The sequence below is a fragment of the Streptomyces nanhaiensis genome (assembly GCF_046614825.1).
Taxonomy (GTDB): Bacteria; Actinomycetota; Actinomycetes; order Streptomycetales; family Streptomycetaceae; genus Streptomyces; species Streptomyces radiopugnans.
In genome coordinates, this window is sequence record NZ_JBKJFM010000065.1 from 1 (window position 1) to 24,352 (window position 24,352).

General features: G+C 72.7%; 22 protein-coding genes. 15 read left to right on the forward strand and 7 right to left on the reverse strand.

What is annotated here, in order from left to right:
- Nucleotides 1–203, reverse strand: a 203-nt coding sequence (locus ACLIYP_RS15865) for a hypothetical protein (protein WP_412713781.1), incomplete at its 3' end; no start/stop codon positions are given.
- Between the two features lie 211 nt (nucleotides 204–414).
- On the opposite strand from ACLIYP_RS15865, the gene ACLIYP_RS15870 reads away from it, so the two are divergent.
- Nucleotides 415–1,626, forward strand: a complete 1,212-nt coding sequence (locus tag ACLIYP_RS15870; protein ID WP_412713782.1) for a pyridoxal phosphate-dependent aminotransferase — start codon at nucleotides 415–417, stop codon at nucleotides 1,624–1,626.
- Nucleotides 1,627–1,801: 175 nt separating this feature from the next.
- Nucleotides 1,802–2,227 (forward strand): SCO4983 family protein, encoded by a 426-nt coding sequence (locus ACLIYP_RS15875; RefSeq protein ID WP_412713783.1) that lies wholly within the window; start codon nucleotides 1,802–1,804, stop codon nucleotides 2,225–2,227.
- Nucleotides 2,228–2,348: 121 nt separating this feature from the next.
- Here ACLIYP_RS15875 and ACLIYP_RS15880 read toward each other — a convergent pair whose 3' ends face one another.
- A complete protein-coding gene (locus ACLIYP_RS15880; RefSeq protein WP_412713784.1) occupies nucleotides 2,349–4,184 on the reverse strand; it encodes a phosphoenolpyruvate carboxykinase (GTP) in 1,836 nt (611 codons plus the stop codon).
- Nucleotides 4,185–4,421: 237 nt separating this feature from the next.
- On the opposite strand from ACLIYP_RS15880, the gene trhA reads away from it, so the two are divergent.
- Nucleotides 4,422–5,174 (forward strand): PAQR family membrane homeostasis protein TrhA, encoded by a 753-nt coding sequence (gene trhA / locus ACLIYP_RS15885; RefSeq protein WP_412713785.1) that lies wholly within the window; start codon nucleotides 4,422–4,424, stop codon nucleotides 5,172–5,174.
- 54 nt (nucleotides 5,175–5,228) lie between these two features.
- Here trhA and ACLIYP_RS15890 read toward each other — a convergent pair whose 3' ends face one another.
- Both ACLIYP_RS15890 and ACLIYP_RS15895 read right to left on the reverse strand, forming a co-directional pair.
- Nucleotides 5,229–6,827, reverse strand: coding sequence for an N-acyl-D-amino-acid deacylase family protein (locus tag ACLIYP_RS15890; protein ID WP_412713786.1), 1,599 nt, complete (start codon nucleotides 6,825–6,827; stop codon nucleotides 5,229–5,231).
- A 43-nt stretch (nucleotides 6,828–6,870) separates the two neighbouring features.
- Nucleotides 6,871–8,235, reverse strand: a complete 1,365-nt coding sequence (locus tag ACLIYP_RS15895) for an amino acid deaminase (protein ID WP_412713787.1) — start codon at nucleotides 8,233–8,235, stop codon at nucleotides 6,871–6,873.
- Between the two features lie 263 nt (nucleotides 8,236–8,498).
- Here ACLIYP_RS15895 and ACLIYP_RS15900 point away from each other — a divergent pair, with 263 nt between their 5' ends.
- The 4 genes from ACLIYP_RS15900 (at nucleotide 8,499) to ACLIYP_RS15915 (ending at nucleotide 12,267) form a co-directional block, all read left to right on the forward strand.
- Nucleotides 8,499–9,470, forward strand: coding sequence for a sugar kinase (locus ACLIYP_RS15900; RefSeq protein WP_412713808.1), 972 nt, complete (start codon nucleotides 8,499–8,501; stop codon nucleotides 9,468–9,470).
- Nucleotides 9,471–9,475: 5 nt separating this feature from the next.
- Nucleotides 9,476–10,228, forward strand: coding sequence for an IclR family transcriptional regulator (locus ACLIYP_RS15905; protein ID WP_412713788.1), 753 nt, complete (start codon nucleotides 9,476–9,478; stop codon nucleotides 10,226–10,228).
- A 71-nt stretch (nucleotides 10,229–10,299) separates the two neighbouring features.
- Nucleotides 10,300–10,758 (forward strand): RidA family protein, encoded by a 459-nt coding sequence (locus ACLIYP_RS15910; protein WP_412713789.1) that lies wholly within the window; start codon nucleotides 10,300–10,302, stop codon nucleotides 10,756–10,758.
- Between the two features lie 153 nt (nucleotides 10,759–10,911).
- Entirely contained in the window at nucleotides 10,912–12,267 is a 1,356-nt protein-coding gene (locus ACLIYP_RS15915; protein ID WP_412713790.1) for an Nramp family divalent metal transporter, read from the forward strand.
- Nucleotides 12,268–12,386: 119 nt separating this feature from the next.
- On the opposite strand, the gene ACLIYP_RS15920 is transcribed toward ACLIYP_RS15915, so the two are convergent.
- The 3 genes from ACLIYP_RS15920 to ACLIYP_RS15930 all read right to left on the reverse strand — a co-directional run bounded on the left by ACLIYP_RS15920 (nucleotide 12,387) and on the right by ACLIYP_RS15930 (nucleotide 16,718).
- Nucleotides 12,387–14,153 carry a chitinase gene (locus tag ACLIYP_RS15920; protein WP_412713791.1) on the reverse strand — a complete coding sequence of 589 codons (1,767 nt, stop codon included), beginning with the start codon at nucleotides 14,151–14,153 and terminating at the stop codon, nucleotides 12,387–12,389.
- 358 nt (nucleotides 14,154–14,511) lie between these two features.
- A complete protein-coding gene (locus ACLIYP_RS15925; RefSeq protein ID WP_412713792.1) occupies nucleotides 14,512–15,087 on the reverse strand; it encodes a hypothetical protein in 576 nt (191 codons plus the stop codon).
- Nucleotides 15,088–15,176: 89 nt separating this feature from the next.
- Nucleotides 15,177–16,718 carry a hypothetical protein gene (locus tag ACLIYP_RS15930; RefSeq protein ID WP_412713793.1) on the reverse strand — a complete coding sequence of 514 codons (1,542 nt, stop codon included), beginning with the start codon at nucleotides 16,716–16,718 and terminating at the stop codon, nucleotides 15,177–15,179.
- A 500-nt stretch (nucleotides 16,719–17,218) separates the two neighbouring features.
- Between ACLIYP_RS15930 and ACLIYP_RS15935 the strand changes: the two genes are divergently transcribed.
- The 8 genes from ACLIYP_RS15935 to ACLIYP_RS15970 all read left to right on the forward strand — a co-directional run bounded on the left by ACLIYP_RS15935 (nucleotide 17,219) and on the right by ACLIYP_RS15970 (nucleotide 24,310).
- Nucleotides 17,219–18,103 carry a hypothetical protein gene (locus ACLIYP_RS15935; RefSeq protein WP_412713794.1) on the forward strand — a complete coding sequence of 295 codons (885 nt, stop codon included), beginning with the start codon at nucleotides 17,219–17,221 and terminating at the stop codon, nucleotides 18,101–18,103.
- A gap of 103 nt (nucleotides 18,104–18,206) precedes the next feature.
- On the forward strand, nucleotides 18,207–18,902 hold the full coding sequence (gene cpaB, locus ACLIYP_RS15940) for a Flp pilus assembly protein CpaB (RefSeq protein WP_410536758.1): 696 nt from the start codon (nucleotides 18,207–18,209) through the stop codon (nucleotides 18,900–18,902).
- Between the two features lie 8 nt (nucleotides 18,903–18,910).
- Entirely contained in the window at nucleotides 18,911–20,203 is a 1,293-nt protein-coding gene (locus ACLIYP_RS15945; RefSeq protein ID WP_412713795.1) for an AAA family ATPase, read from the forward strand.
- Complete coding sequence (locus ACLIYP_RS15950; protein ID WP_412713796.1) at nucleotides 20,203–20,628, forward strand: TadE/TadG family type IV pilus assembly protein; 426 nt, start codon at nucleotides 20,203–20,205, stop codon at nucleotides 20,626–20,628. The genes ACLIYP_RS15945 and ACLIYP_RS15950 overlap by 1 nt, the downstream gene beginning before the upstream one ends.
- Nucleotides 20,629–20,631: 3 nt before the next feature.
- Nucleotides 20,632–20,997, forward strand: a complete 366-nt coding sequence (locus ACLIYP_RS15955; protein WP_412713797.1) for a TadE/TadG family type IV pilus assembly protein — start codon at nucleotides 20,632–20,634, stop codon at nucleotides 20,995–20,997.
- A gap of 48 nt (nucleotides 20,998–21,045) precedes the next feature.
- A complete protein-coding gene (locus tag ACLIYP_RS15960; RefSeq protein WP_412713798.1) occupies nucleotides 21,046–22,386 on the forward strand; it encodes a CpaF family protein in 1,341 nt (446 codons plus the stop codon).
- A gap of 101 nt (nucleotides 22,387–22,487) precedes the next feature.
- Complete coding sequence (locus tag ACLIYP_RS15965) at nucleotides 22,488–23,426, forward strand: type II secretion system F family protein (RefSeq protein WP_412713799.1); 939 nt, start codon at nucleotides 22,488–22,490, stop codon at nucleotides 23,424–23,426.
- Nucleotides 23,427–23,440: 14 nt separating this feature from the next.
- A complete protein-coding gene (locus tag ACLIYP_RS15970) occupies nucleotides 23,441–24,310 on the forward strand; it encodes a DUF5936 domain-containing protein (RefSeq protein WP_412713800.1) in 870 nt (289 codons plus the stop codon).
- Nucleotides 24,311–24,352 lie beyond the last annotated feature (42 nt).

Consider the following 24,352-nt stretch of genomic DNA (forward strand, 5'->3'; position numbering starts at 1 on the left):
ACCTCCTGGGGCATGGCCGCCGTCGTCGTGGCCGACGCCCTGTTCGTCCCGGCGGTGCTGATGCGCTGGGCCGGCGGTGACGGCGCGCACGGGTCGCTGGACACCGCGGGCGCCGCGGAGACGACGCGGACGCGGACACGCCCGCGCTGCTGCGCGGCCGGTCGCTGCTGGAGGGCCGCCCGGCCGCGTACGTCTGCCGGCACTTCGCGTGCGACGCCCCCACGGCCGACCCGGAGCGGCTGGCGCGGACGGTGGGGGCGTCCGCCGGGGCGTGAGGACGGGGCGCCGCTCCCCGCGGCGCCCCCTGCGGAGGTCCGTACGCCGGTACGGGCGGCGCCAGCGCGTCACCCGTACGGCTTCCACGTGGGGAAAAACACGGAGCGCCTCGCCGGAGGTGTCCGTACAGTGGCCGTCATGCAGGTGATCCAGTCGACGAAACTCGCCAATGTCTGCTACGAGATCCGGGGCCCGGTTCTCGAGGAGGCCATGCGGCTGGAGGCGGCGGGTCACCGCATCCTCAAGCTCAACACCGGCAATCCCGCGCCCTTCGGCTTCGAGTGCCCGCCGGAGATCCTCGAGGACATGCTGCGCAACGTCGGGTCGGCGCACGGCTACGGCGACGCCAAGGGCCTGCTGGCGGCCCGGCGCGCGGTGATGCAGTACTACCAGACCAAGGGCATCGAGCTGGACGTCGAGGACGTCTACATCGGCAACGGCGTCTCCGAGCTGATCCAGATGTCGATGCAGGCGCTGCTGGACGACGGCGACGAGGTGCTGGTTCCGGCGCCGGACTACCCGCTGTGGACGGCCTCGGTCTCGCTGTCGGGCGGCACCGCCGTGCACTACCGCTGCGACGAGCAGTCCGACTGGATGCCGGACCTCGCCGACATCGAGCGCAAGGTGACCGACCGCACCAAGGCGATCGTCATCATCAACCCCAACAACCCCACCGGCGCCGTCTACGGCGAAGAGGTGCTGCGCGGCCTGACGGACATCGCACGCCGCCACGGTCTGATCGTCTACTCCGACGAGATCTACGACAAGATCCTCTACGACGGCGCCACCCACACCCCCACCGCCGCCATCGCGCCCGACCTGCTGACCGTCACCTTCAACGGGCTGTCCAAGTCCTACCGGGTGGCCGGGTACCGCTGCGGCTGGATGGCCGTCTGCGGGCCGAAGACGCACGCCGCCAGCTACATCGAGGGCCTGACGATCCTGGCCAACATGCGGCTGTGCGCCAACATGCCGTCCCAGCACGCGGTGGCCACCGCACTGGGCGGACGGCAGTCGATCAACGACCTGGTGCTGCCGGGCGGGCGGCTGCTGGAGCAGCGCGACACCGCGTACGACCTGCTGACGTCCATCCCGGGTGTGACGTGCGTGAAGCCCAGGGGAGCGCTGTACCTCTTCCCGCGGCTGGACCCCCAGGTCTACAAGATCAAGGACGACCGGCAGATGGTCCTCGACCTGCTGCGGGCGGAGAAGATCATGGTCGTCCACGGCACGGGCTTCAACTGGCCCGAGCCGGACCACTTCCGCATCGTCACGCTGCCTCCCGCGCAGGACCTGGCGGACGCGGTGCAGCGGATCGGGAAGTTCCTGGACGGCTACGGCCAGCACTGAGGCACGCCGAGGAGCCGCCCGCGCCCGGTTGGCGGTGCGGGGCGACCGGAGTCCGGACGGACGCAAAAGGCCTGGCGGGAGCGGGTGAAGACGCCGGGAAACTTCCTGCACCCGCGACAACTTTAGACAGAGTCCAAGTTAAGATGGACTCCTGCATCAGCCAGGAGGCCATCCCATGTACGAACCGATTCGCACGCCGTCGGTCCACACCATGGCCGATCCGGCCAGGACCGAGGGACTCCTCCCGCGCCGCTCCCGCGAGGAGGAGCTGGACAACCGGCTCGCCGGCCATCTGACCGCGCTGCTGACCGTGACCGACGAGCTCCGCGCCCACACCCCGGACGCGGAGCTGGACGACGCCGCACAGCGGCTCGACGCCCAGGTCACCCGGCTGTGCGGAGGGCGCGCCCCGCTGCGGGCCGAGCCGTCCGCCGCCGGGGCCGGCGCCTCCCGCGTCGCGGCCCTCCACCAGCGGGCCCACACGCTCGCCGGACAGGCCCTCGTCGTGGCCACCTCCCGCTCGGACGCGGCGGCCGCCGAACTGGCCGCCGGGCGGATGGAGGCCCACGCCAGGGCGCTCGGCCTGGCACAGGTCGGCTGACCGGCGCCGGCCAAGGGACGGGAAGCCCGCGGGCCCCGTACCGGCATCCTGTGCCGGGACGGGGCCCGCGGGCTCGTCAAGGGGCGGAAACGGCCGCCCCCGCCGTAGGGGCGCCGGCCGCTCAGCCCAGGCGCTCGACCAGGGCGCGGTACTCGTCCCACATCGCCTTCGGGGTGTGGTCGCCGAAGGTGTTCAGGTGCTCGGGGATGAGGGCGGCCTCCTCGCGCCACACCTTCTCGTCCACCTTCAGCAGGAACTCCAGGTCCGACTCGGGCAGCGCCAGGCCGTCGGTGTCCAGGGCGCTCTTGGCCGGGACGATGCCGATGGGCGTCTCGGTGCCCTCCGCCTCGCCGTTCAGGCGCTCGACGATCCACTTGAGCACCCGGCTGTTCTCGCCGAAGCCCGGCCACACGAACCGGCCGCCGTCGTCCTTGCGGAACCAGTTCACGTAGTAGATCCTCGGCAGCTTCGCCGGGTCGGCCTTGGCGCCGACCTCCAGCCAGTGGCCCATGTAGTCGCCCATGTTGTAGCCGCAGAACGGCAGCATGGCGAACGGGTCGCGGCGCAGCTCGCCGACCTTGCCCTCGGCCGCCGCGGTCTTCTCCGAGGCCACGTTGGCGCCGAGGAAGACGCCGTGCTGCCAGTCGAAGGACTCCGTCACCAGCGGCACCGCGCTGGCGCGGCGCCCGCCGAAGAGGATCGCCGAGATCGGCACGCCCCTGGGGTCCTCCCACTCCGGCGCGATGATCGGGCACTGCGAGGCGGGCACGGTGAAGCGGGCGTTGGGGTGCGCGGCCGGGGTGCCGGAGGCGGGCGTCCAGTCGTTGCCCCGCCAGTCGGTCAGATGGGCCGGGGGCTCCTCGGTCATGCCCTCCCACCACACGTCGCCGTCGTCGGTGAGCGCGACGTTGGTGAAGATCGCGTTGCCCCACAGGGTCTTCATCGCGTTGGCGTTGGTGTGCTCGCCGGTGCCCGGTGCCACGCCGAAGAAGCCGGCCTCGGGGTTGATCGCGTAGAGGCGGCCGTCCTCGCCGAAGCGCATCCAGGCGATGTCGTCGCCGATCGTCTCGACCGTCCAGCCCGGGATCGTCGGCTCCAGCATCGCCAGGTTGGTCTTGCCGCAGGCGCTGGGGAAGGCGGCGGCGACGTACTTCGACTCGCCGCGGGGCGGGGTGAGCTTGAGGATCAGCATGTGCTCGGCGAGCCAGCCCTCGTCGCGCGCCATCACCGAGGCGATGCGCAGCGCGTAGCACTTCTTGCCCAGCAGGGCGTTGCCGCCGTAACCCGAGCCGTAGGACCAGATCTCGCGGCTCTCGGGGAAGTGGGAGATGTACTTGGTGGGGTTGCACGGCCAGGGGACGTCCTCCTGGCCCGGCTCGAGCGGGGCGCCGACGGTGTGGACCGCCTTGACGAACCGCCCGTCCTCGCCCAGCTCCTCCAGGACGGCGCTGCCCATGCGGGTCATCGTCCGCATGGAGACGGCCACGTACGCGGAGTCGGTGATCTCCACGCCCAGCGCGGAGAGCGGGGAGCCCAGCGGGCCCATGCAGAAGGGGACGACGTACATCGTCCGGCCGCGCATCGAGCCGCGGAAGACGCCGCCCTCGCCGCCGGTCCCGGTGAAGACCTCGCGCATCTCCGCGGGGTCCATCCAGTGGTTGGTGGGGCCCGCGTCCTCCTCCCTCTCGGAGCAGATGAAGGTGCGGTCCTCCACGCGCGCCACGTCGGAGGGGTCGGAGGCGGCGTAGTACGAGTTGGGGCGCTTGATCGGGTCGAGTTCGGTGAAGGTGCCCTTCTCGACCAGCTCCGCGCAGAGCCTGTCGTACTCCGCCTCCGAGCCGTCGCACCAGACGACGCGGTCGGGCTGGGTGAGGGCCGCGATCTCGTCGACCCAGGCGGTCAGCTCCTGGTGACGGGTGGGGGTCGTGTTGCCGGGAGCCGCAGTACTGCGCGCCACAATCGCTCCAGATGTCGAGGGTTCCATGCCGGATACCGCACGTGTATCCGTTTTGTTCGTCCGTACTTCAGACACGGCCCCGTGGGGGCTGCGACCCGGATGCTGCGGCGTTGCTCATCCGGTGCCGACCACGCTCATTTGATACTCCGCCTTCGGGGCGATTCTGTCCAGACGGCCGTATGGTGAGCATGGCCACGCGGCGGGGAAACCTACGGTCACGTAGGTACGATGAGAGGCATGACCGCCGCAGTGCCCGAATCCCCCAGGACTCTGCCCGCCGACGACCGCGACGGCCGCGACGACCGCGACGGCCGTGAGGACCACGAGGACCGCGCTGCCGAGGGGTTCGTCCACCCCGTCAAACCCCGTCTGAGGGGCTGGCTGCACGCCGGGATGTTCCCGGCCGTGCTGGTCTCGGGAATCTTCCTGACCGCCCTGGCCCAGACCCCGCGCGGCCGTCTGGCCTGCGCCGTCTACACGCTGACGGCCTGCCTGCTGTTCGGTGTCAGCGCCCTGTACCACCGCGGGAACTGGGGCCCGCGCGCCAACGCGGTGCTCCGCCGCCTCGACCACGCGAACATCTTCCTGATCATCGCGGGCACCTACACGCCCCTGACGATCCTGCTCGTCCCCGGAGGCCGCGGCCAGTTGCTGCTGTGGGGCATCTGGGCCGCCGCCGTCGCCGGCATCGTCTTCCGCGTCTTCTGGGTCGGCGCGCCGCGCTGGCTCTACACCCCCTGCTACATCGCGATGGGCTGGGCCGCGGTGTTCTTCCTGCCCGACTTCCTGCGCGCGGGCGGCGTCGCCGTCCTGGTGTGCGTGGTCGTCGGCGGCCTCCTCTACAGCGTGGGCGGCCTCGTCTACGGCATCAAGCGGCCCAACCCCTCACCGCGCTGGTTCGGCTTCCACGAGGTCTTCCACTCCCTCACGCTGGCCGCCTTCGCCGTCCACTACGTGGGGATCTCCCTGGTGGCCTACAACGCCTCCTGATGCCTGATGCCTGATGCCTGACGCCCCGTCCCCGCCTCCGGCCCCGGCCGGGCGTCAGCCGCCGCGCCGCACCGAGCGGCCGGCGAGCACACCGGTGCGGCGGCCGTCCTCGACGGCGAACCCGCCGCCGACCAGCACATGGGGGATGCCCACCGGAGGGGTGCGCGGCGCGTCGAACGTCGCCCCCGCCGCCACCGTCTCCGGATCGAACAGCACCAGGTCGGCGTGGTACCCCTCGCGCACCAGCCCCCGGTCCGGCAGCCGCAGCCGGGCCGCCGGCCGGCCGGTCAGATGCGCCACGCACTCCTCCAGCGACAGCACGCCCAGCTCCCGCACATAGCGGCCCAGATAGTGCGGGAAGGCGCCCCACGCCCGCGGATGGGGCCGTCCGCCGACGAGGATGCCGTCGCTGCCGCCGGTGTGGGCGCGGTGCCGCATGATCGCCCGGACGTTCTCCTCGTCCCCGACGTGCTGGAGGACGGTGGTGCCCAGCCGGTCCGCCAGCAGCAGCCGCCGCGCCACCGCGAACGGCTCCTCGCCGCGCCCGGCCGCCGACCGCGCGACCGTGCGGCCCACGTATCCCGCCAGGGCGGGGTCGGTCACCCCGGAGACCTCCACGGTGTCCCAGTCGACCGGCACCCCGTGGCAGCCGTCCGAGCCCTCGGCCTCCATCGCGTACCGGATCCGGGCGCAGGCCGCCGGGTCCCGCAGCCGGGCCAGGGTCGCGTCGGGACCGCCCTCGGCCGCCCAGCTCGGCAGCAGCGCGGCCAGGGTGGTGCAGCCGGGCAGGTAGGGGTAGCTGTCCAGAGTCAGGTCCACGCCCTCGTCCAGGGCCGCGTCGAGCAGGGCCAGCAGCTCGGGGGCGCGTCCGGCGTTGACGGGGAAGTTCACGGTGGCGTGCGCCAGGTGCAGGGCGCACCCCGAGGCGCGGGCGACCTCGACCATCTGCGCGTACGCCTCCAGCGCGCCGGTGCCGTAGGAGCGGTGGTGGGGGCAGTGGTAGCCGCCGTAGGACGCCACCACCCGGCACAGCTCGGTCAGCTCGGAGTCCGGGGCGTACATCCCCGGGGTGTACGTCAGACCGGACGACATCCCCATCGCGCCCTGCTCCAGGCCCTCGGCCACCAGGCGCCGCATCCTCTCCAGCTCCCCGTCCGTGGCGGGCCGGTCCTCCCAGCCGACCACCAGCGCCCGCACCGTGCCGTGGGGGACGAGGTAGGCGGCGTTGACGGCGGTGCCGCGGTCGATCCTGTCCAGGTACTCCCCGACGGTCCGCCAGTCGAACTCGACGTCCGAGCCGTCCCCGTTCCAGCCGGTGATCGCCTGCCGCACCCGCGCCAGCGTGCGGTCGTCCACCGGCGCGTACGACAGGCCGTCCTGCCCGAGCACCTCCAGCGTCACGCCCTGGGCGACCTTGGCCAGGTGGGCGGGGTCGCGCAGCAGCGCCAGATCGCTGTGGGCGTGCATGTCGATGAACCCGGGCGCGAGGACGAGGCCGTCCGCCTCCAGCACACGCCGCGCGCCGGGGCGCGGTCCCGGATCCCCCTCGCGGTGGACCACGGCGATCCGGCCGCCGTCGACGCCGACGTCGGCCCGGTGGGCGGGGGACGGGGTGCCGTCGGCGACGCGCGCGCCGCGCAGGACGAGATCCACGGCGGACTCCGGTTCCGTTCGGGGGCGGGGTAGGGGGAGGGGATCAGAAGAAGGTGCGGACGAAGTCGGTGACGGTGCCGTCCGCCTCGGCGACCGGGATGAGCTGCCACCGGTCGAAGACCGTGCACGGGTGCGACAGGCCCAGCGCCACCCAGTCGCCCACCTCCAGCTCCGTGCCCGGCGCGAGGCGGACGAAGGCGTGCTGGTCGGCCAGCTTCACCACCTCCACCCCGTCCGCGGCCCGCTCGGCGCCGCCGGCGGTGCGGACGGCCACCGGCCGGGGCAGGTCCAGATCGTAGGAGGCGTCGCGCTTGCCCGCGTTGAGGAACGCCAGGTGCGGCTCGGGCCGGGAGACCACCTGCGCCCACAGCCGGAACGCCGGCAGCAGCGAGCCCTGCCCGGGAACGCGGTTGAACGGGGTCGCGCGGTGGTAGTGGCCGTCGTCGTGGGAGACGTACGCGCCCGAGCGCAGCAGCCTCAGCACCGGCCGCGACAGCTCGGGCACGCGCCCGAACACCTCGGCCACCACGTCGAACCAGGCGCTGCCGCCCGCGCTCACCACGATCTCCTCCTCCGGCCCCAGAGCGGCGAAGCGGCCCGCCGCGTCCAGGCCGGCGGCCAGCGCGACCAGGTCCTCCAGCCAGGCGCGCACCCGCCCGGCGTCGGCGTCCGGCACCTCGCCCTCGTAACCGGCGACGCCGACCAGCCGCAGCGAGGCCGCCTCCGCAACCGCCCGTGCCACCCGGGCGGCCTCGTCGGCCGTGCGCACACCGGTACGGCCGCCGGGGACGCCCAGTTCGACGACGACGTCGAGGGGGCGCGGGGCGGGGGAGGAGCCGGGGGCCGGGGCCAGGGCGGCGTCCATCAGCTCCACGCCGCGCACCGAGTCCACGTAGCAGACGATCACCGCCTCCGGGTCCGCCGCCAGCTCGGCGGCGATCCAGCGCAGCGCGGCGGCGTCCACCACCTCGTTGGCCAGGAAGACCCGCCGCACCCCGAAGGCCCGGCAGACGCGCGCCTGGGAGGGCACCGCCACCGTGATGCCCCAGGCGCCGTGGCCGAGCTGGCGGCGGAAGAGCTGCGGGGACATCGAGGTCTTGCCGTGCGGGGCGAAGGCGAGGCCGTGCCGGGCGGCGTAGGCGCCGAGCTGCCGCAGGTTGTGCTCCAGCGCCCCGGCGGCCAGCGTCAGCACCGGGGTGGTGAAGCCGCCGGTGAACAGCGGGCGGCGCTCGGCCGCCAGCTCGCCCACGGTCAGTCCGGCCGCGTCCGGGGGCAGCCCCTTGAAGCGGTGGTCGACGACCTCGTCGGCGAGGCGGACGACGGGGTCCGCGTGCCCGGGGTCCCCGGTGCGCCGGGAGTGCCGGGGACGCTGGAGGTGCTCGGGGTGCTCGGGGTGCTCGGCGGCCATGGTGAACTCCGGACTCCGGGACGGGTCCCGGGACTGACCCGGGGACTGGTATTGCGATATGTGCAACGCATGTTGCGTACAGTGCTCGCTGCTGTCTAGCATCCCCGCGAACGCCCGGTCAACGGACGGCCGGGCGGGAGCGGCCCGCGAGCCGCCCGGAAGCCGGGGAGGGAGGGGCGACCGTGGCAGTGCCCCCCGAGCCTCCCGAGCCCCCCGCACCCCGCGCCGGGGCACCCTTCGACGTGGTCTGCCTGGGGGAGACCATGGCGGCCTTCCGGCCCGCCGGCCCCGGCCGGCTCGCCGACTCCCCGGTCTTCGTCCGCGGCGTCGGCGGCGCCGAGTCCAACACCGCCTGCCTGCTCGCCCGCGCCGGGCACCGGGTCCGCTGGATCGGGCGTGTGGGCACGGACGGCTTCGGCGACCACGTACTGGCCGAGATCGCCGCCCACGGCGTGGACGTCCGCGCGGTGCGCGACCCCGACCGCCCCACCGGCGTCTACTTCCGCACCGGCGGCGAGCGCTCCACCACCGGCGAGCGGCCCGCCGACCCGGCCCTGGCCGAGGTGCTCTACCACCGCACCGGATCGGCCGCCTCCGCGATGTCCCCGGCCACCGTCGACCGCGCCGCCGCCGACTCCGGCCGGATCCTCCACCTCAGCGGCATCACGGCCGCCCTGTCCGACGGCTGCCTGGCGCTGCTGTACGAGCTGACCGAGCCCCGGCCCGGGCGGCCGCTGCTCTCCTTCGACGTCAACTACCGGGTGGGGCTGTGGAAGAGGCGGGACCCGGCCGTCCTGCTCGACCTCGCCCGCCGCTGCGACCTGGTCTTCACCGGCGCGGACGAGGCGCGGGCGGTCTGGGGCGCGGCGGGGTCCGCCGCCGTACGCGAACTGCTGCCGGAGCCGTCCGTGCTCGTCGTCAAGGACGGTGCCCGGGGCGCGGCGGCCCACACCTCCTCGGGCTCCTGCCGTGTGCCCGCCCTGTCCGTGGAGACCGCCGACCCCGTCGGCGCCGGGGACGCCTTCGCCGCCGGGTTCCTCTCGGCCACCCTGCGCGGACTGCCCCTGCGGGCACGGCTGCGGCACGGCCATCTGGCCGCCGCCGCCGCGCTCACCTGCCCGGGCGACCTCGCCGAGCCGCCCGCCCGGGCCCTGGCCGACCGGCTGGCCGCGCTCGACGACACCGCCTGGGGCAGACTGCGGCTCACCCCCGGCTGGACCACACGGAAGGCGTGAGACAGATGAGCCAGACCGTCGACCGGGCGCTGAGCATCCTCCCCCTGCTCGCGCGCGGGCCGGCAGGCCTCGAACAGGTCGCCCGGCACCTGGACGTCCACAAGTCCACCGCCCTGCGGCTGCTGCGCACCCTGCACGAGCACGGCATGGTCCACCGCCAGGGCGACCAGCGCTACCGCCTGGGGGCGCGGCTGATCGCGCTGGCCCAGGAGGCCGTGGAGAACATCGACGTGCGCGCCGTCGCCCACCCGTACCTGGCCGAGCTGAACGAGGCGTGCGGGCACACCGTCCACCTGGCGGTGCGGCAGGAGGACGAGGTCCTCTACATCGACAAGGTCGAGAGCCGCTACCCGGTGCGGATGTACTCGCGCATCGGCAGACCGGTGGCGGTCACCGTCGCCGCGGTCGCCAAGGTCATCCTCGCCGACCTGCCCGAGGACGAGCGGCGCGCGCTCGCCGAACGACTGGACTACCCCCGCCACACGCCCCGCTCCACGCCGGGGCCGGCCGCCTTCCTGAAGGAGCTGGCCCGGGTGCGCGAGCAGGGCTGGGCCACCGATCTGGGCGGCCACGAGGAGACGGTCAACTGCGTCGCCGCCCCTGTGCGCGGCGCGGACGGCCGGGTCGCCGCCGCGCTCTCGGTCTCCGCGCCCGCCGCCGTCGCGGGCGCCGACGAACTCATGCGCCTGCTGCCCCTGGTGCGGCGCACGGCCGACGCCGTCAGCGCCGAGTACGCGGGCAGGCCGCCCGCCGCCTGAGCCTGCCTGAGCCTGCCTGGGCCCTCTGAGCCCAGCGGGACCCCGTGGACCCCCTACCCGGAAGGACGACCGTGAACGACACCCCCGCCCAGACCCCAGCCCAGACCCCCGCCAAGACCCCCGCCAAGACCGCCTTCACCCCGCCGGCCCACACCGCCCCGCCCGCCCGCTTCTCGCACGGCGTGCGCAAGGGGAACATCCTCCAGGTGGCCGGACAGGTCGGCTTCCTGCCCGCCGTCCCGGGGCAGCCGCCCGCCCCGGCGGGGCCGACCCTGCGCGAGCAGACCCTCCAGACCCTCGCCAACGTCGAGGCGGTCCTGAGGGAGGGCGGCGCGAGCTGGGAGGACGTGGTGATGGTCCGCGTCTACCTCACCGACACCGGCCACTTCGCCGAGTTCAACGAGATCTACGACGAGTACCTCGCCGGCACGGCGGGCCTCACCGGGCCTCCGGCCGCGCGGACGACCGTCTACGTCGGCCTCCCCGCCGGTCTGCTGGTCGAGATCGACGCCATGGCCGTACTGGACTGACGCCCGAGGCCCGGCAACCGGCGCCCGGGGCGTGACGGCCGACGCCTCGGAGGGCCCCTGCGCCCGCGCGCACCGCCACGCCCTCTTGTGCCGACCGGCGGCGCGCTGTTGTATGCGCCACGCCGGTTGCGGGGACGAGAGCGGAGGGCGTACATGGCCAGTACGGGCGAGAGGGACGGAACGGGCGGCACGGAAGGGGCGGAGACCGCCGGGGGGACGGCCGCGGGGACCGCCGCGGCCCCGCCCGAACGGAAGGCGAGCTGGCGGCTGGTCGGCCCCGGCATCGTGGTGGCGGCCACCGGCGTCGGCGCCGGAGACCTGGTGGCCACCCTCGTCGCCGGCAGCAGGTTCGGCTACACCCTGCTGTGGGCGGCCGTCGTCGGCTGCCTGGTGAAGATCGCGCTGGCGGAGGCGACCGGGCGCTGGCACCTGGCCACCGGCCGGACGATCTTCGACGGCTGGCGCAGCCTGGGTGCCTGGACCACCGCCTACTTCGCGGTCTACGTCACGGTGTGGGGCTTCGTCTACGGAGCCGCCGCCATGTCCTCCAGCGCGCTGCCGCTGGTCGCCCTCTTCCCCGGCTTCCTCGGGCTGAAGACGTGGGCGATCCTGTGCGGGCTGGCGGGCCTGGCGTTCGTCTGGTTCAACCGCTACGCGGTCGTCGAGAAGATCATGATGGTCTTCGTCGGCGTGATGTTCGTGGTCGTCCTCTACGTGGCGGTCCGCGTCACGCCGCACCTCGGCGACGCCGTCGCCGGGCTGCTGCCGGTGCTGCCGGACGGCTCGCTGCTCTACACCCTCGGCCTGGTCGGCGGCGTCGGCGGGACGATCACCATGGCCGCGTACGGCTACTGGGTCAACGCCAAGGGCTGGACCGACAGCGGCTGGATGCGGATGATGCGCCTGGACAACCGGGTCGCTTACCTGACCACCGGAATCTTCGTGGTGGCGATGCTGATCGTCGGCGCCGAGCTGCTGCACGCCGCCGGCACCGCCATCGGCTCCGGCGACCGGGGGCTGCTGGACCTGGGCCGGATCCTGGAGGAGCGCTTCGGGGCCGTCACCGCCAAGCTCTTCCTGATCGGCTTCCTCGCCGCCTCCTTCTCCTCCCTGGTGGGCGTCTGGCACGGCGTCAGCCTGCTGTTCGCCGACTTCGTGGAGCGTACGCGCGCGGCACGGGCGCAGGGCACCGGCGGCGAGCCCCCCGTCCTGGAGGTCGCCCGCGGGCAGCGCGAGCGCTCCTGGCCGTTCCGCGGCTACCTGCTGTGGCTGACGTTCCCGCCGATGGGCCTGCTGTGGCTGGACCAGCCCTTCGGCCTGGTCATCGCCTACGGCGTGCTGGGAGCCTTCTTCATGCCCTTCCTGGCCGGGACCCTGCTGTGGCTGCTCAACTCCGGCCGCACTCCGCGCCAGTGGCGCAACGGGCCGCTGAGCAACGTGATGCTGGCGGCGGCCGGGCTGCTCTTCGTGGTGCTGTGCGTCCAGCAGGTGCGCGAACTGCCCTGGTGACCGCCCTGCCGGGCGCCCGTGCGGGAACGGCGCGGGGCCCGGTCCGCGTCCGCCGCGGACCGGGCCCCTGTCGCTGTTCCGTTGTCCCGCTGTTCCGCCGTCTCGCCGCCGCCGGTGCCTCAGGGCAGCGCGTGGACGTGCGGGCCGACGGTGTCCGACCACCGGTTGCCGTTGAGCGCGTCCCAGTTGGTGGACCAGGTCATCGCGCCGCGGATGCCCGGGTAGGTCCGCGCGGGCTTGAACGAGCCGCACTTGGTCCCCCTGGCCAGGCAGTCCAGGGCGGCGTTCACCACGGAGGGGTCCACGTAGCCGGAGCCCGCGCCGCGCGTGGAGGCGGGGGTGCCCAGGCCGACCTGGGACGGGTCGAGGCCGCCCTCGAGCTGGATGCAGGCGAGCGCGGTGAGGAAGTCCACCGAGCCCTGCGAGTACACCTTGCCGTCGCACCCCAGCATCGAACCGCTGTTGTAATACTGCATGTTGACGACCGTGAGGATGTCCTTCACGTTCAGCGCCAGCTTGAAGTACTCCGTGGACGTGGACTGCATGTCGATGGTCTGCGGGGCCATCGTGAGCACCATGGAGGGCCCGGCCTTCGCCGACAGCGAGCGCAGCGCCTGCGTCAGCCAGGTGGAGTTGATGCCGTGCTCCAGGTCGATGTCCACGCCGTCGAATCCGTACTCCCGCATCAGGCGGTGGGCGCTGTCGGCGAAGCGCGCGGCCGAGGCGGAGTCGTTGACGATGACGTTGCCCTTCTCGCCGCCCACCGAGATGATCACCTTCTTTCCGGCGGCCTGCTTGGCGGCGATGTCGTTCTTGAACTCCTGCACGGAGGAGTAGCCGAGCGCCGGGTCGAGGTTGAAGGTGATCTCACCGGTGCTGGCCGTGGAGTCGGCGAAGGAGACGGCGATGATGTCGTACTGGTCCTGCACCTCGCGCAGCTTCTGCACCCGCGCGCCGTTGTCGAAGTTCTGCCAGTAGCCGGTGACGGCGTGCTTGGGCACGCCCGTGCCGGGGTTGTCGCCGCCGTCGCCCGCCCGGGCGGTGGTGGCGGTGACGGGGGCGGACTTCGCCGACTCGCCGGCGCCGTTGACCGCGCTGACGCGGAACTCGTAGGAGGTGGCGGCCGCGAGCCCGGTGACGGTCGCCGAGGTGCCCTGCACCGACAGCGCCTTCGCCCCGTCCCGGTAGACGGTGTAGCCGGTGGCGCCGGCGACCGCGTTCCAGTTCAGGGTGACCGAGGAGGAGGTGGTCGTGCCGACGGTGGGTGCGCCGGGAGCGGCCGGGGGCTCGGGGTCGGGGTCGCCCGGGTCGCCGCCGGGGCCGGTGAGGGAGAGGTCGTCGGCCAGGTAGGCGCTCTGGCCGTACCAGCCGTGGGTGTGGACGGTGACCGAGGTGGTGTTCGGGCCGGTGGTGAAGGAGGTCTTCAGCTGCTGCCAGCCGGAGGAGCCCGGGGTCCAGGTGGAGACGTCGGTGGTGCCGGTGCCGGATGCGCCGAGGTAGACGTAGGAGCCCTGTACCCAGGCGCTCAGTTCGTACTTCGAGTCCGGCTGTACGGTCACGGTCTGGGAGCACTTGGCGTTGTCGCTGCCGGCGGGGGTGGCCTTCAGCGCGGCGGTGCCGCCGTGGACCGGGGAGGAGACGGTCGTGCCGCTGCCGGCGGAGCAGGTCCAGCCGCTCAGGCCGGACTCGAAGCCGGCGTTGCGCACCAGGTTCGGCTCGGCGGCCCCGGCGCTGCCCGAGAGCCCGCCGAACGCCACCGCGCCGGCCGCGACCGCCCCCGCGCCGAGCGCCGCGACGATCCTGGTGCGGACGCGCGCGGTACGGCGCGCGCCGGGCGCCGCGTCTCTCCCGCCGCCCGTGGTGTCTGTTCGCGTCCTGCGTTCCACTACTGCCTCCGTGCGTTGGGGGGTGAGCGCGCGTGGGGAGACGGTGGCCACCGTGCTGAGCCGGAAGAATGGTTCAGACCAATGAGGATGTCAAGAGGGGCGGAGTTTTCCGTGACACCGGGACGGGCCCGCGCCCCGCGAGCCGGAGGGGGTGGCGCGCGGTGCGGTGCGGCCCGCGGGCGGTCTCCGCGACGGGGTGCGACGAAGTCTGCGACGCACGACGGGGCGCTGCGGGAGAGGAGTTCAGAGGGCCCTGGCGAACGCCGGGGCGAGCAGGACGGCGGCCGCCCCGCAGCCCGCGGCCGGCACCGCCGGCATCACCACGGGCAGCCGCCGGCCCGGGCCGGCCACCGTCGCCCTACCGGACCCTGATACTGCCGACGATCCTGTCCAGATCCGCCTCGGACAGCCCGCCCTCGACGGTGTCCACGGTGACCAGGAAGGCCTTGTCGCGCGAGTCCAGCCCGGTCACCATCACGCCCCTCATCCGGGTGCCCTTGCCGGGTGTGCCGCGCTCACCGCCGGAGGTGAACTCGTAGTCGACGCGCCGGGCCTCGTCCGTCCCCTCCACCTCGACCTCCTCGCGCCTCGTGGGCGTCGCGCCGAGCTGGACGCGGGCCTCCGCACCGGTGGCGGCCATGTCGGCGTCCCCCGCCTTCATGAAGTCGAGCTGGACGGAGACCATGCCCGTGGTCCGGCCGCCCTCGGTGAGGACCGCCGCGGCGTCGTTGTGCTCGCCGCGCTCCGCCTCGCCCAGCTCCCGGTACCCCCGGGGGTGGGCCACGGAGAGCCGCTCTGTCTCCAGCGTCCCCCAGCCCTCGGGCGCCGCGGCGCTCCCCGCCTCCTGCCCGCCGCAGCCGGCGAGGAGGGGCAGCAGCGCGGCGGCGGCGAGCGCCGGGAGGGCGCGTGCGGCGGTCCGGGCGACGGTGCTCATCGGGTACTCGCTCTCCTGGTCGGGCTCTCCCCGGCCGGCTCTCCCCGGGCCGGGGCCCGGGCAGCGGACGCGGCGGCGCCTGGGGGTGTTCAGTTCGCACAGTAGCTGTAGGGGACGTACTCGCGCCTGCCGTCCCTCGGCGCACCGAGGAACCGCGCGTCGCCCAGGGTCTCCTCCTTCTGCTCGGTGGAGACCGAGAAGCCCAGGCTCATCCCCAGGTTCACCTCGAAGCCGTAGGCGGCGGCCTCGGTCTCCCCGTCGTAGGACATCCTGCTGGACATGCCCTCGTCGAACATCAGCTGCCCGAAGGGGTCGTCGGAGCCGGGCCGGGTGGTCGGGGCGTGGTCGCCGAACATGTAGGCGAAGGGCGCGGTGCCGTCCCCGTTCCCGTCCAGCCACCGCTGGGCGGTCTCGCGGGCGGCGTCCCCCTCCGCGCCCGGGGGGAAGGAGACCATGTTGGTGACGACCTCGATCCCGGAGGCTCCCGAGTCGTCGGTGACCGAGGCGCTTCCGCCCCGCTTGGCGCCGCCCTCCTCGCCGTTGCTCCCGCCGGCCTCCCCCTTGTGGCCGCTGCCCCCGGTCTCGACGGTCTGGGTCATCACGATGCGCAGCAGTTCGCCGGTGCCGTCGTCGCGGACGACGGTCATCGAGCCGGTGCGGGCGGTCTCCCCGTGGTGGTCGCCCTTGAGGAACCCGGCCTCGTAGCCCGTACCGCCGCCGTAGGTGAGCCTGGCGGTGTAGGTGTAGGACTTCGTGCCGCGGAACCTGTCGTTGGTGACGGTGGCCTCGGGGGCGAACTCCACGTTGCCGCCGAGCCGCGCGGAGAGCTTCCTGTCGTCCCCGGCGGAGAGCTTGAGCCCGGCCGCGGCGGCGCCGCTGAGTCCGATCGTGCCGTAGCTGATGTGCCGGTCGCCGATCCGCTCCTCCAGCCGTTCGCGCAGCCGATGCTCCTCGGCGATGGGCCCCTTGCCGAAGATGGCGAGGATGGCGTTGCCGGCGCTGGCCTCGCCCGCGTGCCGGTTGGCGAGCTCGTAGGTCTTCAGCATCTCGATGTCGTCGCGGAAGCTCTGGGCCTCCTCCTCGCTCCTGAAGACCCAGGTGTCGCCGTTGGTGACCTTGAGTCCGGCGCCGAGCGAGATGTCCTCCGTGCCCAGCCTGCCGACCTTCAGGCCGGTTCTGACGGAGCCCTTGGCGCCGACGGAGGCGGCGTCGGTGAAGGTCATGTGGACCAGCCTGTCGTCCCCGTCGACCCGGCCGTCCTCGTTGACGTCGGTGCCGGCGCGGTGGGTCTGCTGTCTGAAGCCGTACTCCTCGCCCCACTCGATCCACATGAACCTCCCCCTGGCACCGGCCTTGTCGGAGAGGTTGTGGGTGTTGCACATGGTGGGCTCGTAGTCGGCGTCCGTCCTGGGCGCCGCCCGGTCGCCGCCCTCGCTCCCGCAGCCCCCGCCGCCACCGCCGATGCCGGCGACGGCGCATGCGATGCGGTCGCCGAGGGCCTGCCCGACCCCGGTGGCCGACACGGCGGCGAGGACCGCGACGGCCACCACGAGCATGCCGAGGTACTCCGTGGCGGTGGCGCCCCGGTCGCCGAACCGTATGCCCGACCCGCCGTCACCTCTCGGCGCCATGCGACGGCCCCCCTGTCCTGTGTCTGTCCTGTGCCGTGGGCTTTCGACCGAACGCCGGTGAGGCTAGGCAGGCGGGGGGAGCGGGGCGTGGGCCCGTGGGCCCAAAAACGGGCCCAAAGCCTTCGTGATGACGGAAAGTGCGCGGGGAAGGGGGGTACAGTCCGGTGCCGGGTCAGGGACCTGGCCTTTTATCGGACCGAGTCGGTGCCGGGGGTGATCGACGTCACCGACAGTGTAAATTCATGATTCAACTGATTATGCTTCGCGCGGTGGGCCGGTGAAAACGGAAGTCCGGGGAATTCCCCGCGGCCCGCGCGGGAAGCGGCCGGCGGAGCGGCGTTGCGTCACCTTGTGTCCGCCTTTGGCCCGGGGAAGCGGTGGAAGCGCACCCACTGGTCTTCGGTGAGTATTCTCTGCCGCTTAAGGCGCGGATAAGCTGCTGAGTTGACGAGCCGTATAGAACTCGGCAGGCCGGAGCAGTTTTGAACGGGGAACCTCGGATGCCCACCGCGATAGCTGTCACCAGCGCCGATCTGGTGCTGCCACCGCCGGATCCGCACACGCCGACAGCGCACGTCCTGACGCCTCCCGACCGGCAGCCGCTGGACGCCGCCCTCGCGGAGACGCAGCTCCTCGTCGAGCAGCACGGCTACGTCGTCGTGCTGTACCAGTCGTCCCTCCCCGCCCCCTTCGTGCGGCGGCTGCACACCGTCCGCTCGATGCTGGAGAGCGACCGCATCGCCCTGCTGGGAACGGACCTGCCGCCGCTGGCGACCGGTGTCCTGGTGCACCAGATGCGCCAGCTGTCCACCTGCGGCTTCAGCCCCGGGGTCCTCGGCGCCACCGCGCGCCTGCTGGCGCACTACATCCACGCCGGCGCGCTGCTGAACTCCGTCGCCAGACTCGACCACGTCCCGGTCGGACTCAAGGAGCACGCCAAGTCCTGGATGCCCGGCACCCAGTTCGGGGTGCTCGCCGCCCCCGCCTCCCGGCTGGTCAGGATCGGCGACGGCGGCACGCTGCCCGGCCCGGAGTTCCCCACCCGGCTCACCTACGCCGCCGGCCAGCTCTCCCCGGACTGGGTGACCGGCACACTCGCCACGCAGTGGCGGGTGACGGGCACCCAGGAGGCGCGGCTCCCGGCGGACTCGCCGCGCTGGTGGGGCACCGGGAAACTGGTCGAGTTCGCCGCGTCCATCGCGGACGTCTCCGTCCTGTACCAGCTCGTCAGCTCGGTGCGGCGCGACGAGTGCCGCTGGTGCGGCCTCGAACTGATCGGCGACCGCTGCGTCTTCTGCTCCTCGCCCGTGACACCGCCGGAGAACCGCAGCGGACCCGCCGACGTCGTCAGTCAGGAGGCCTCCGCTTCCGGCCGGCCGCGCTGAGGAGCGCCGCCGCCGGCCGCACCGGAAGACCCGTGGCTCCCACCGCACGCGGCCCGCACGAACCGCCCAACGCCAACGTCCACGAACGAGGTAGCCCGCAACCATGAACTCACGCCAGCGTCGCGGCGTCATCCTGCTGCTGCTGTCCGTCCTGTGCGCCTTCGCCGCCTTCGCGGGCGTCCTGTCGGTGATCAGCGACGTGGAGTCGAAGGTCGGCCCGGAGGTCACGGCGTACCGCCTGTCGAAGAACGTGCCGGCCTACCGGGCCCTGGACGAGAGCGTCGTGGAGAAGGTGCGGATACCCAGGCGCTGGCTGCCGAAGACCGCGGTCACCGCGACCGACGAGTTCAGCGGCAAGATCGCGACCAACCCGCTGAAGAAGGGGTCGCTCCTCCAGAGCGACATGATCACCGATCAGCCGGAACTCCGGGAGGGCGAGCAGGAGATCGCCATCATGATCGACGCGGCCACCGGTGTCGCGGGCAAGATCCGGCCCGGCTCCACGGTCAACATCTACGCGACCTTCCAGGACAAGAAGGAGAACGAGATCTCCCGGGTGATCGTCAGCAACGCCCGCGTCATCGACGTCGGCGAACTCACCCCCATCACCAGGAACGACGAGGTCAACCGCGAGTCCGAGGCGGTGCCGATCACCTTCGCGCTCAACACCCTCGACACCCAGCGCGTGGCCTTCGCCGAGTCCTTCGCCGTCAACGTCAGGCTCGCCCTCGTCGCGCCCGGGAGTGACACGACCATCTCCGAGGAAGAACGCACCTACACCCTCGTCGGAGACAGGTGAGACAACGGATGGTCACGAGAATCCTCCCGGCCGTCGGCGACGCCGACGCGGCCCGCTCCGTCTCCGCACTGCTGAGCCAGCTCCCCGACACCGAGCCGGCCCAGCCGGTCGGCGACTCCACCCTGCTCCTGGACACCCTCGCGGCACTCGCCGGCGAGTCGGTGGGCGACCTCCCCGAGGTCGTGCTCGTCCACGAGCGCATCGGGCCGGTCCCCGCGCTGGAGCTGATCCGGGAGGTCGCGCTGCGCTTCCCGGCGGTCGGCGTGATCCTGATCAGCGCGGACACCGCCCCCGGGCTGTACTCGGCCGCCATGGACTCCGGCGCGCGCGGACTGCTCGGCCTGCCGCTGTCGTACGACGAACTCTCCGCCCGGGTCTCCGCCGCCGCCCAGTGGGCCGTGGGGGTGCGGCGCCACCTGGGCGCGGGAGGCGACGTCTTCAGCGGCCCCGGCGGCACCGCGGTCACGGTCAGCGGCGCCAAGGGCGGTGTGGGCGCCACCCTGCTCTCCGTCCAGCTCGCGCTCGCCGCCCGCGCCTCCGGCAGGAGCGTGGCGCTGGTCGACATGGACCTCCAGGCGGGCGACGTGGCGTCGTACCTCGACGTCCAGTTCCGCCGCTCGATCGCGGACCTGGCCAGCATCGCCGACATCTCGCCGCGCGTCCTCCAGGACGCCCTCTTCTCCCACCCCACCGGCCTCGCCCTGCTCCTCGCCCCGGGCGAGGGCGAACGCGGCGAGGAGGTCGACGAGCGCGCCGCCCGCCAGATCATCAGCGCGCTGCGCTCCCGGTACGAGGTCGTGGTCGTCGACTGCGGCACGCAGATGAACGGGGCGAACGCCGCGGCCGTGGAGATGGCCGACACGGCGGTGCTGGTCACCACCCCGGACGTCGTCGCCGTCCGGGCGGCCAAGCGCATGATCCGGCTGTGGGACCGGCTGCAGATCCGCAAGGCGGAGGAGACGCTGGCCGTCGTCAACCGGCACACCCGCAACACCGAGATCCAGCCCCCGCTCGTCCAGCGGATCGTGGGCACCCCCGTCGCCCGCGTCGCGATCCCGGCCGGCTTCAAGGAACTCCAGGCGGCGGTCGACTCCGGCCGTGTGCAGGACCTGGACTCCCGCGGCTCCGTCAGGCAGGCGATGTGGGCCCTGGCGGGAGAACTCGGACTGGTCGACGCGGCCAGGGCGCAGCAGGGCAAGGGCGGCAGGTACGGGGACAGGGGATCGATCGGCCTGCGCCGCCGCCGCGGCGGCGGGCGCCACGACAACGACACCACCGAACCGAGCGGGAGAACCGGCTGATGGGGGAAGTCGACACGGGGACGGGAAATGACCGGACCACGGCGCGCTCACGCACCGGCGGCGACCGGGGGCAGGTGGCCGTCGAGTTCGTCGGCATGCTGCCGATCATCATCGCCACCCTCGTGCTGCTGTGGCAGTGCGCGCTGCTGGGCTACACCTACACCCTCGCCGGCGACGCCGCCGACAGGGCGGCGCACGAGGCGGCCGTGGCCGACCTCGGCAGGGAGAGCCGGGGCGAGGCGTGCGAGCGGGCGGGCAAGGAGAGCCTGGAAGGCGACTGGAGGAAGTCGGCGAGGACCGACTGCTGGGTCGACTCCGGCCTGGTCAAGGCCGAGGTCGCCCTCAAGGTGCCCGTCCTCTTCCCCGGGATCGTCGACTTCCCCTTCTCGGTCACCGGGAACGCGGCGGCGGCGAAGGAGAACTGAGACATGGTGCTGCGCAGACGACGCTCCGACAGGGGGCAGGTCGCGGTCGAGTACATCGGCATGCTCCCCATCCTGATCCTGGTCGGGCTGGCACTGATCCAGTTCGGCCTCGCCGCGTACACGATCCAGCAGGCGGGCACGGCGTCCCGCGCCGCGGCCCGCATGGCCTCGTACGACCGCCCCGAGATGCCCCCCGCGCAGGCCGGCCGGGAGGCGATGAGCGACTGGCTCGCGGACGGCGCCCGGTTCCGGCAGTGGGCCGGCGCCCACGACGAGGTGAAGGTGACCGCCACGGTCAGGATCCCCTCGATCATCCCGGGGGTCTCCTTCGGCGACACGGAGCGGACGACCACCATGCCCCGCGACTGAGGCGGCCGGCGGCGTCGGCCGGCGGGGACCGGAAGGAGAACTGAAGCCATGAGCCTGAGGGCACGCATCAACGCCCCCGAGGCACCCTCCAACCAGCAGGAGGAGAGCCACCTCGTCGCGGTCTACCGGGCCAAACTGCTCGAGGAGATCGACCTCGCCGAGATGTCCTCCCTCGCGGCGACGGAGCGCCGCGTCCGGCTGGAGCGCGTGCTGGGGCACATCATCAGCCGCGAGGGCCCCGTCCTCTCCACCCACGAGCGCGCCATGCTCATCCGCCGCGTCGTGGACGAGGCGCTCGGCCTCGGCATCCTGGAACCGCTCCTGGAGGACGCCTCCATCAGCGAGATCATGGTGAACGGCCCCGACCAGATCTTCGTGGAGCGAAGCGGCCGCCTGGAACTCCTCCCGATGCGCTTCGCCTCCCACGAGCAGCTGATGCAGACCATCGAGCGCATCGTCTCCACCGTCAACCGCCGCGTCGACGAGGCCAATCCGATGGTCGACGCCCGGCTGCCCTCCGGCGAGCGCGTCAACGTGATCATCCCGCCGCTCGCGCTCTCGGGCGCGACCCTGACCATCAGGCGCTTCCCCAGGGCCTACACCCTGCAGGAGATGATCGGACTCGGCTCCCTCGACGAGCACATGACGATGCTGCTCGCCGGACTGGTCCGGGCCAAGTTCAACGTGATCGTCTCCGGAGCCACCGGCACCGGGAAGACCACGCTGCTCAACGCGCTCTCCGGGCTGATCCCGGAGGGGGAGCGCATCATCACCATCGAGGACTCGGCGGAGCTCCAGCTCCAGCAGACCCATGTGATCACGCTGGAGAGCCGGCCCGCGAACGTCGAGGGCAAGGGCCGGATCACCATCCGCGACCTGGTCCGCAACTCCCTGCGCATGCGCCCCGACCGGATCATCGTCGGCGAGGTCCGCGGCGGGGAGACGCTCGACATGCTCCAGGCGATGTCCACCGGCCACGACGGTTCCCTCGCGACGGTCCACGCCAACAGCGCCGAGGACGCCCTGATGCGCCTGCAGACCCTGGCGTCCATGTCCGAGGTGGAGATCCCGTTCGCCGCGATCAGGGACCAGATCAACAGCGCCGTGGACGTCATCGTCCAGCTCGCCCGCAACGCCGACGGCTCCCGCAGGATCAGCGAGATCGCCGTCGTCGACTCGCACGGACGGGAGGACTACAGGATCGTCACCGTGTGCCGCTTCGACGCCCGGCCCATGGGCGGCGACGGCAAGGTCCACGGGGAGTTCTCCTACTTCCCGCTGCCGCGCCGGGTCGCCGAACGCCTCCGCATGAAGAACGAACCCGTCCCGCCCGCCTTCGGAGTCGCCGACAGCGACGAGCAGCTCGCCGCGCGCGGGACCACCGTCTGACACCGCCACCCGGCACCGCCGCCACCCGGCACCACCACGGCCCGCCCGTACCGACCCGCCGCCCGATCCCGCCGCCGACACCGAGGAAGCCCGCACCGGACATGGACAATCTCGCACTGCTGACGATCGGCGTCACGCTGCTGTGCTGCGTGCTCGCGGTCACGGGTGTGCACGCGTACGCCTCGGGAAGAGCGCAGCACGCCGAACTGATCGACCGGCTCTCCCACACCGGGCAGACGCGGACGTCCGGCCGGCGGCGCAACTTCCAGGGCGTCGACCGGCGGCTGCGCGGCACCCGGTTCGGAAGGAGGATCGAACTCAGGCTCGCGGCCACCGGCCTCGACCTGACCCCGGGCGAGTTCTTCGTCTACATGCTCGGTTCCGTCATCGGCCTGTGGCTGACCGCCTCCACCCTGCTCGCGCCCTTCTTCGGCCCCATCGCGGCCGCCATCGCCCTGTGGGGCTCCTTCACCTTCCTCAACTGGCAGCGGCAGAAGCGCACCGAGCGGTTCATCAACCAGCTCCCCGAACTCACCCGCGTCCTGGCCAACGCCACGCAGGCCGGACTGGCGCTGCGCACCGCCATCACCATGGCCGCCGAGGAACTGGAGGACCCGGCCGGCGAGGAACTGAGCCGGGTGGCCGACCGGCTCGCCGTCGGCCACACCCTCGACGACGCCCTCGGCGAACTCGCCGAACGCCTGCCCTCGCGCGAACTGGCCGTCCTGGTCACCACGCTCGTGCTGTCCAACAGGGCGGGCGGCACGCTCGTCAGCTCCCTGCACAACCTCACCCAGACCCTGGAGGACCGCAAGGAGACCCGGCGCGAGGTCAGGACCCAGCTGTCGCAGGTCACCGGCACCGCCTACATCGTCCCCGCGATGGGCCTGGGATCCATGCTGCTGATGGACAACATCTGGGACGGCGCCCTCGACAAGATCACGGCCTCCCCGCTGGGCCAGGGGGCGCTGATCGTCGCGATGGCCCTGTACGGCATCGGTTTCTTCCTCGTCCGCCGCCTGGGCAAGATCGAAGTCTGAGAGGAGACGGACACATGGGAATCCTCCTCGCCGCCGTCATCGGCCTCTGCGTCTACGGAGCCATCGCCGGCATACGGCTCTACCGCTCCGAGGCCAAGCTCCCCGGGGACCTCGCCATCGCGCTGGAGGTCGGCTCCACACGGACCGGCGCCGTGGGGTCCGGCGTCGACCGCATGGGCATGCGCTACGCGCCCGCGGTGCTGCGCATGATGGGCCCCGACCGGGTCAACAGGGTCCGCAAGAGGATCGACATGGCCGGCAACCCCGGCGGCCTGACCATCGACCGCTACGCGGCCCGCCGCGCCGTCTACGGCTTCCTCGGCGCTCTGGGCGCCCTGGCCATGCTGGTGAACGGGCACACCGTCCTCGCCATCGGCATGATCGCCTTCGGCCTCTTCTGGGTCGAGGTCGGCATCTGGTCGGCCATCCGGGAGCGCCGCAAGGCCATCGACCGCACCCTCCCGGACTTCCTCGACGTACTCGCCGTCGTGGTCTCCGCCGGACTCGGCTTCCGCCAGGCACTGGAGCGCACGGCCGACAAGTACCAGGGCCCCTGGGCCGACGAGGTCCGCATCACCCTGCGCCAGATGGACATGGGGGTCAGCCGCCGGCAGGCGTTCGACGAACTGCGCAGACGCAACGACTCCGAACAGGTGGCCCAGTTCGTCACGGCACTCCAGCAGGGCGAGGAACTGGGCGCCCCGATCGTCGAGACGCTCATCCAGATCGCCAACGACATGCGGCGCACCGACGCCCAGAACGCCCGCCGGGAAGCCGCCAAGGCCGTGCCCAAGGCCACGTCCATCGTCACCATGCTCATGGTGCCCGCCACCATCCTGCTGCTGGGCACGGGGATGTTCCTCGGCACGGGCACCGGCCTGTAGACCGGACCGCACGCGCCACCGGGCCGCCGACCAGTGAGAGGG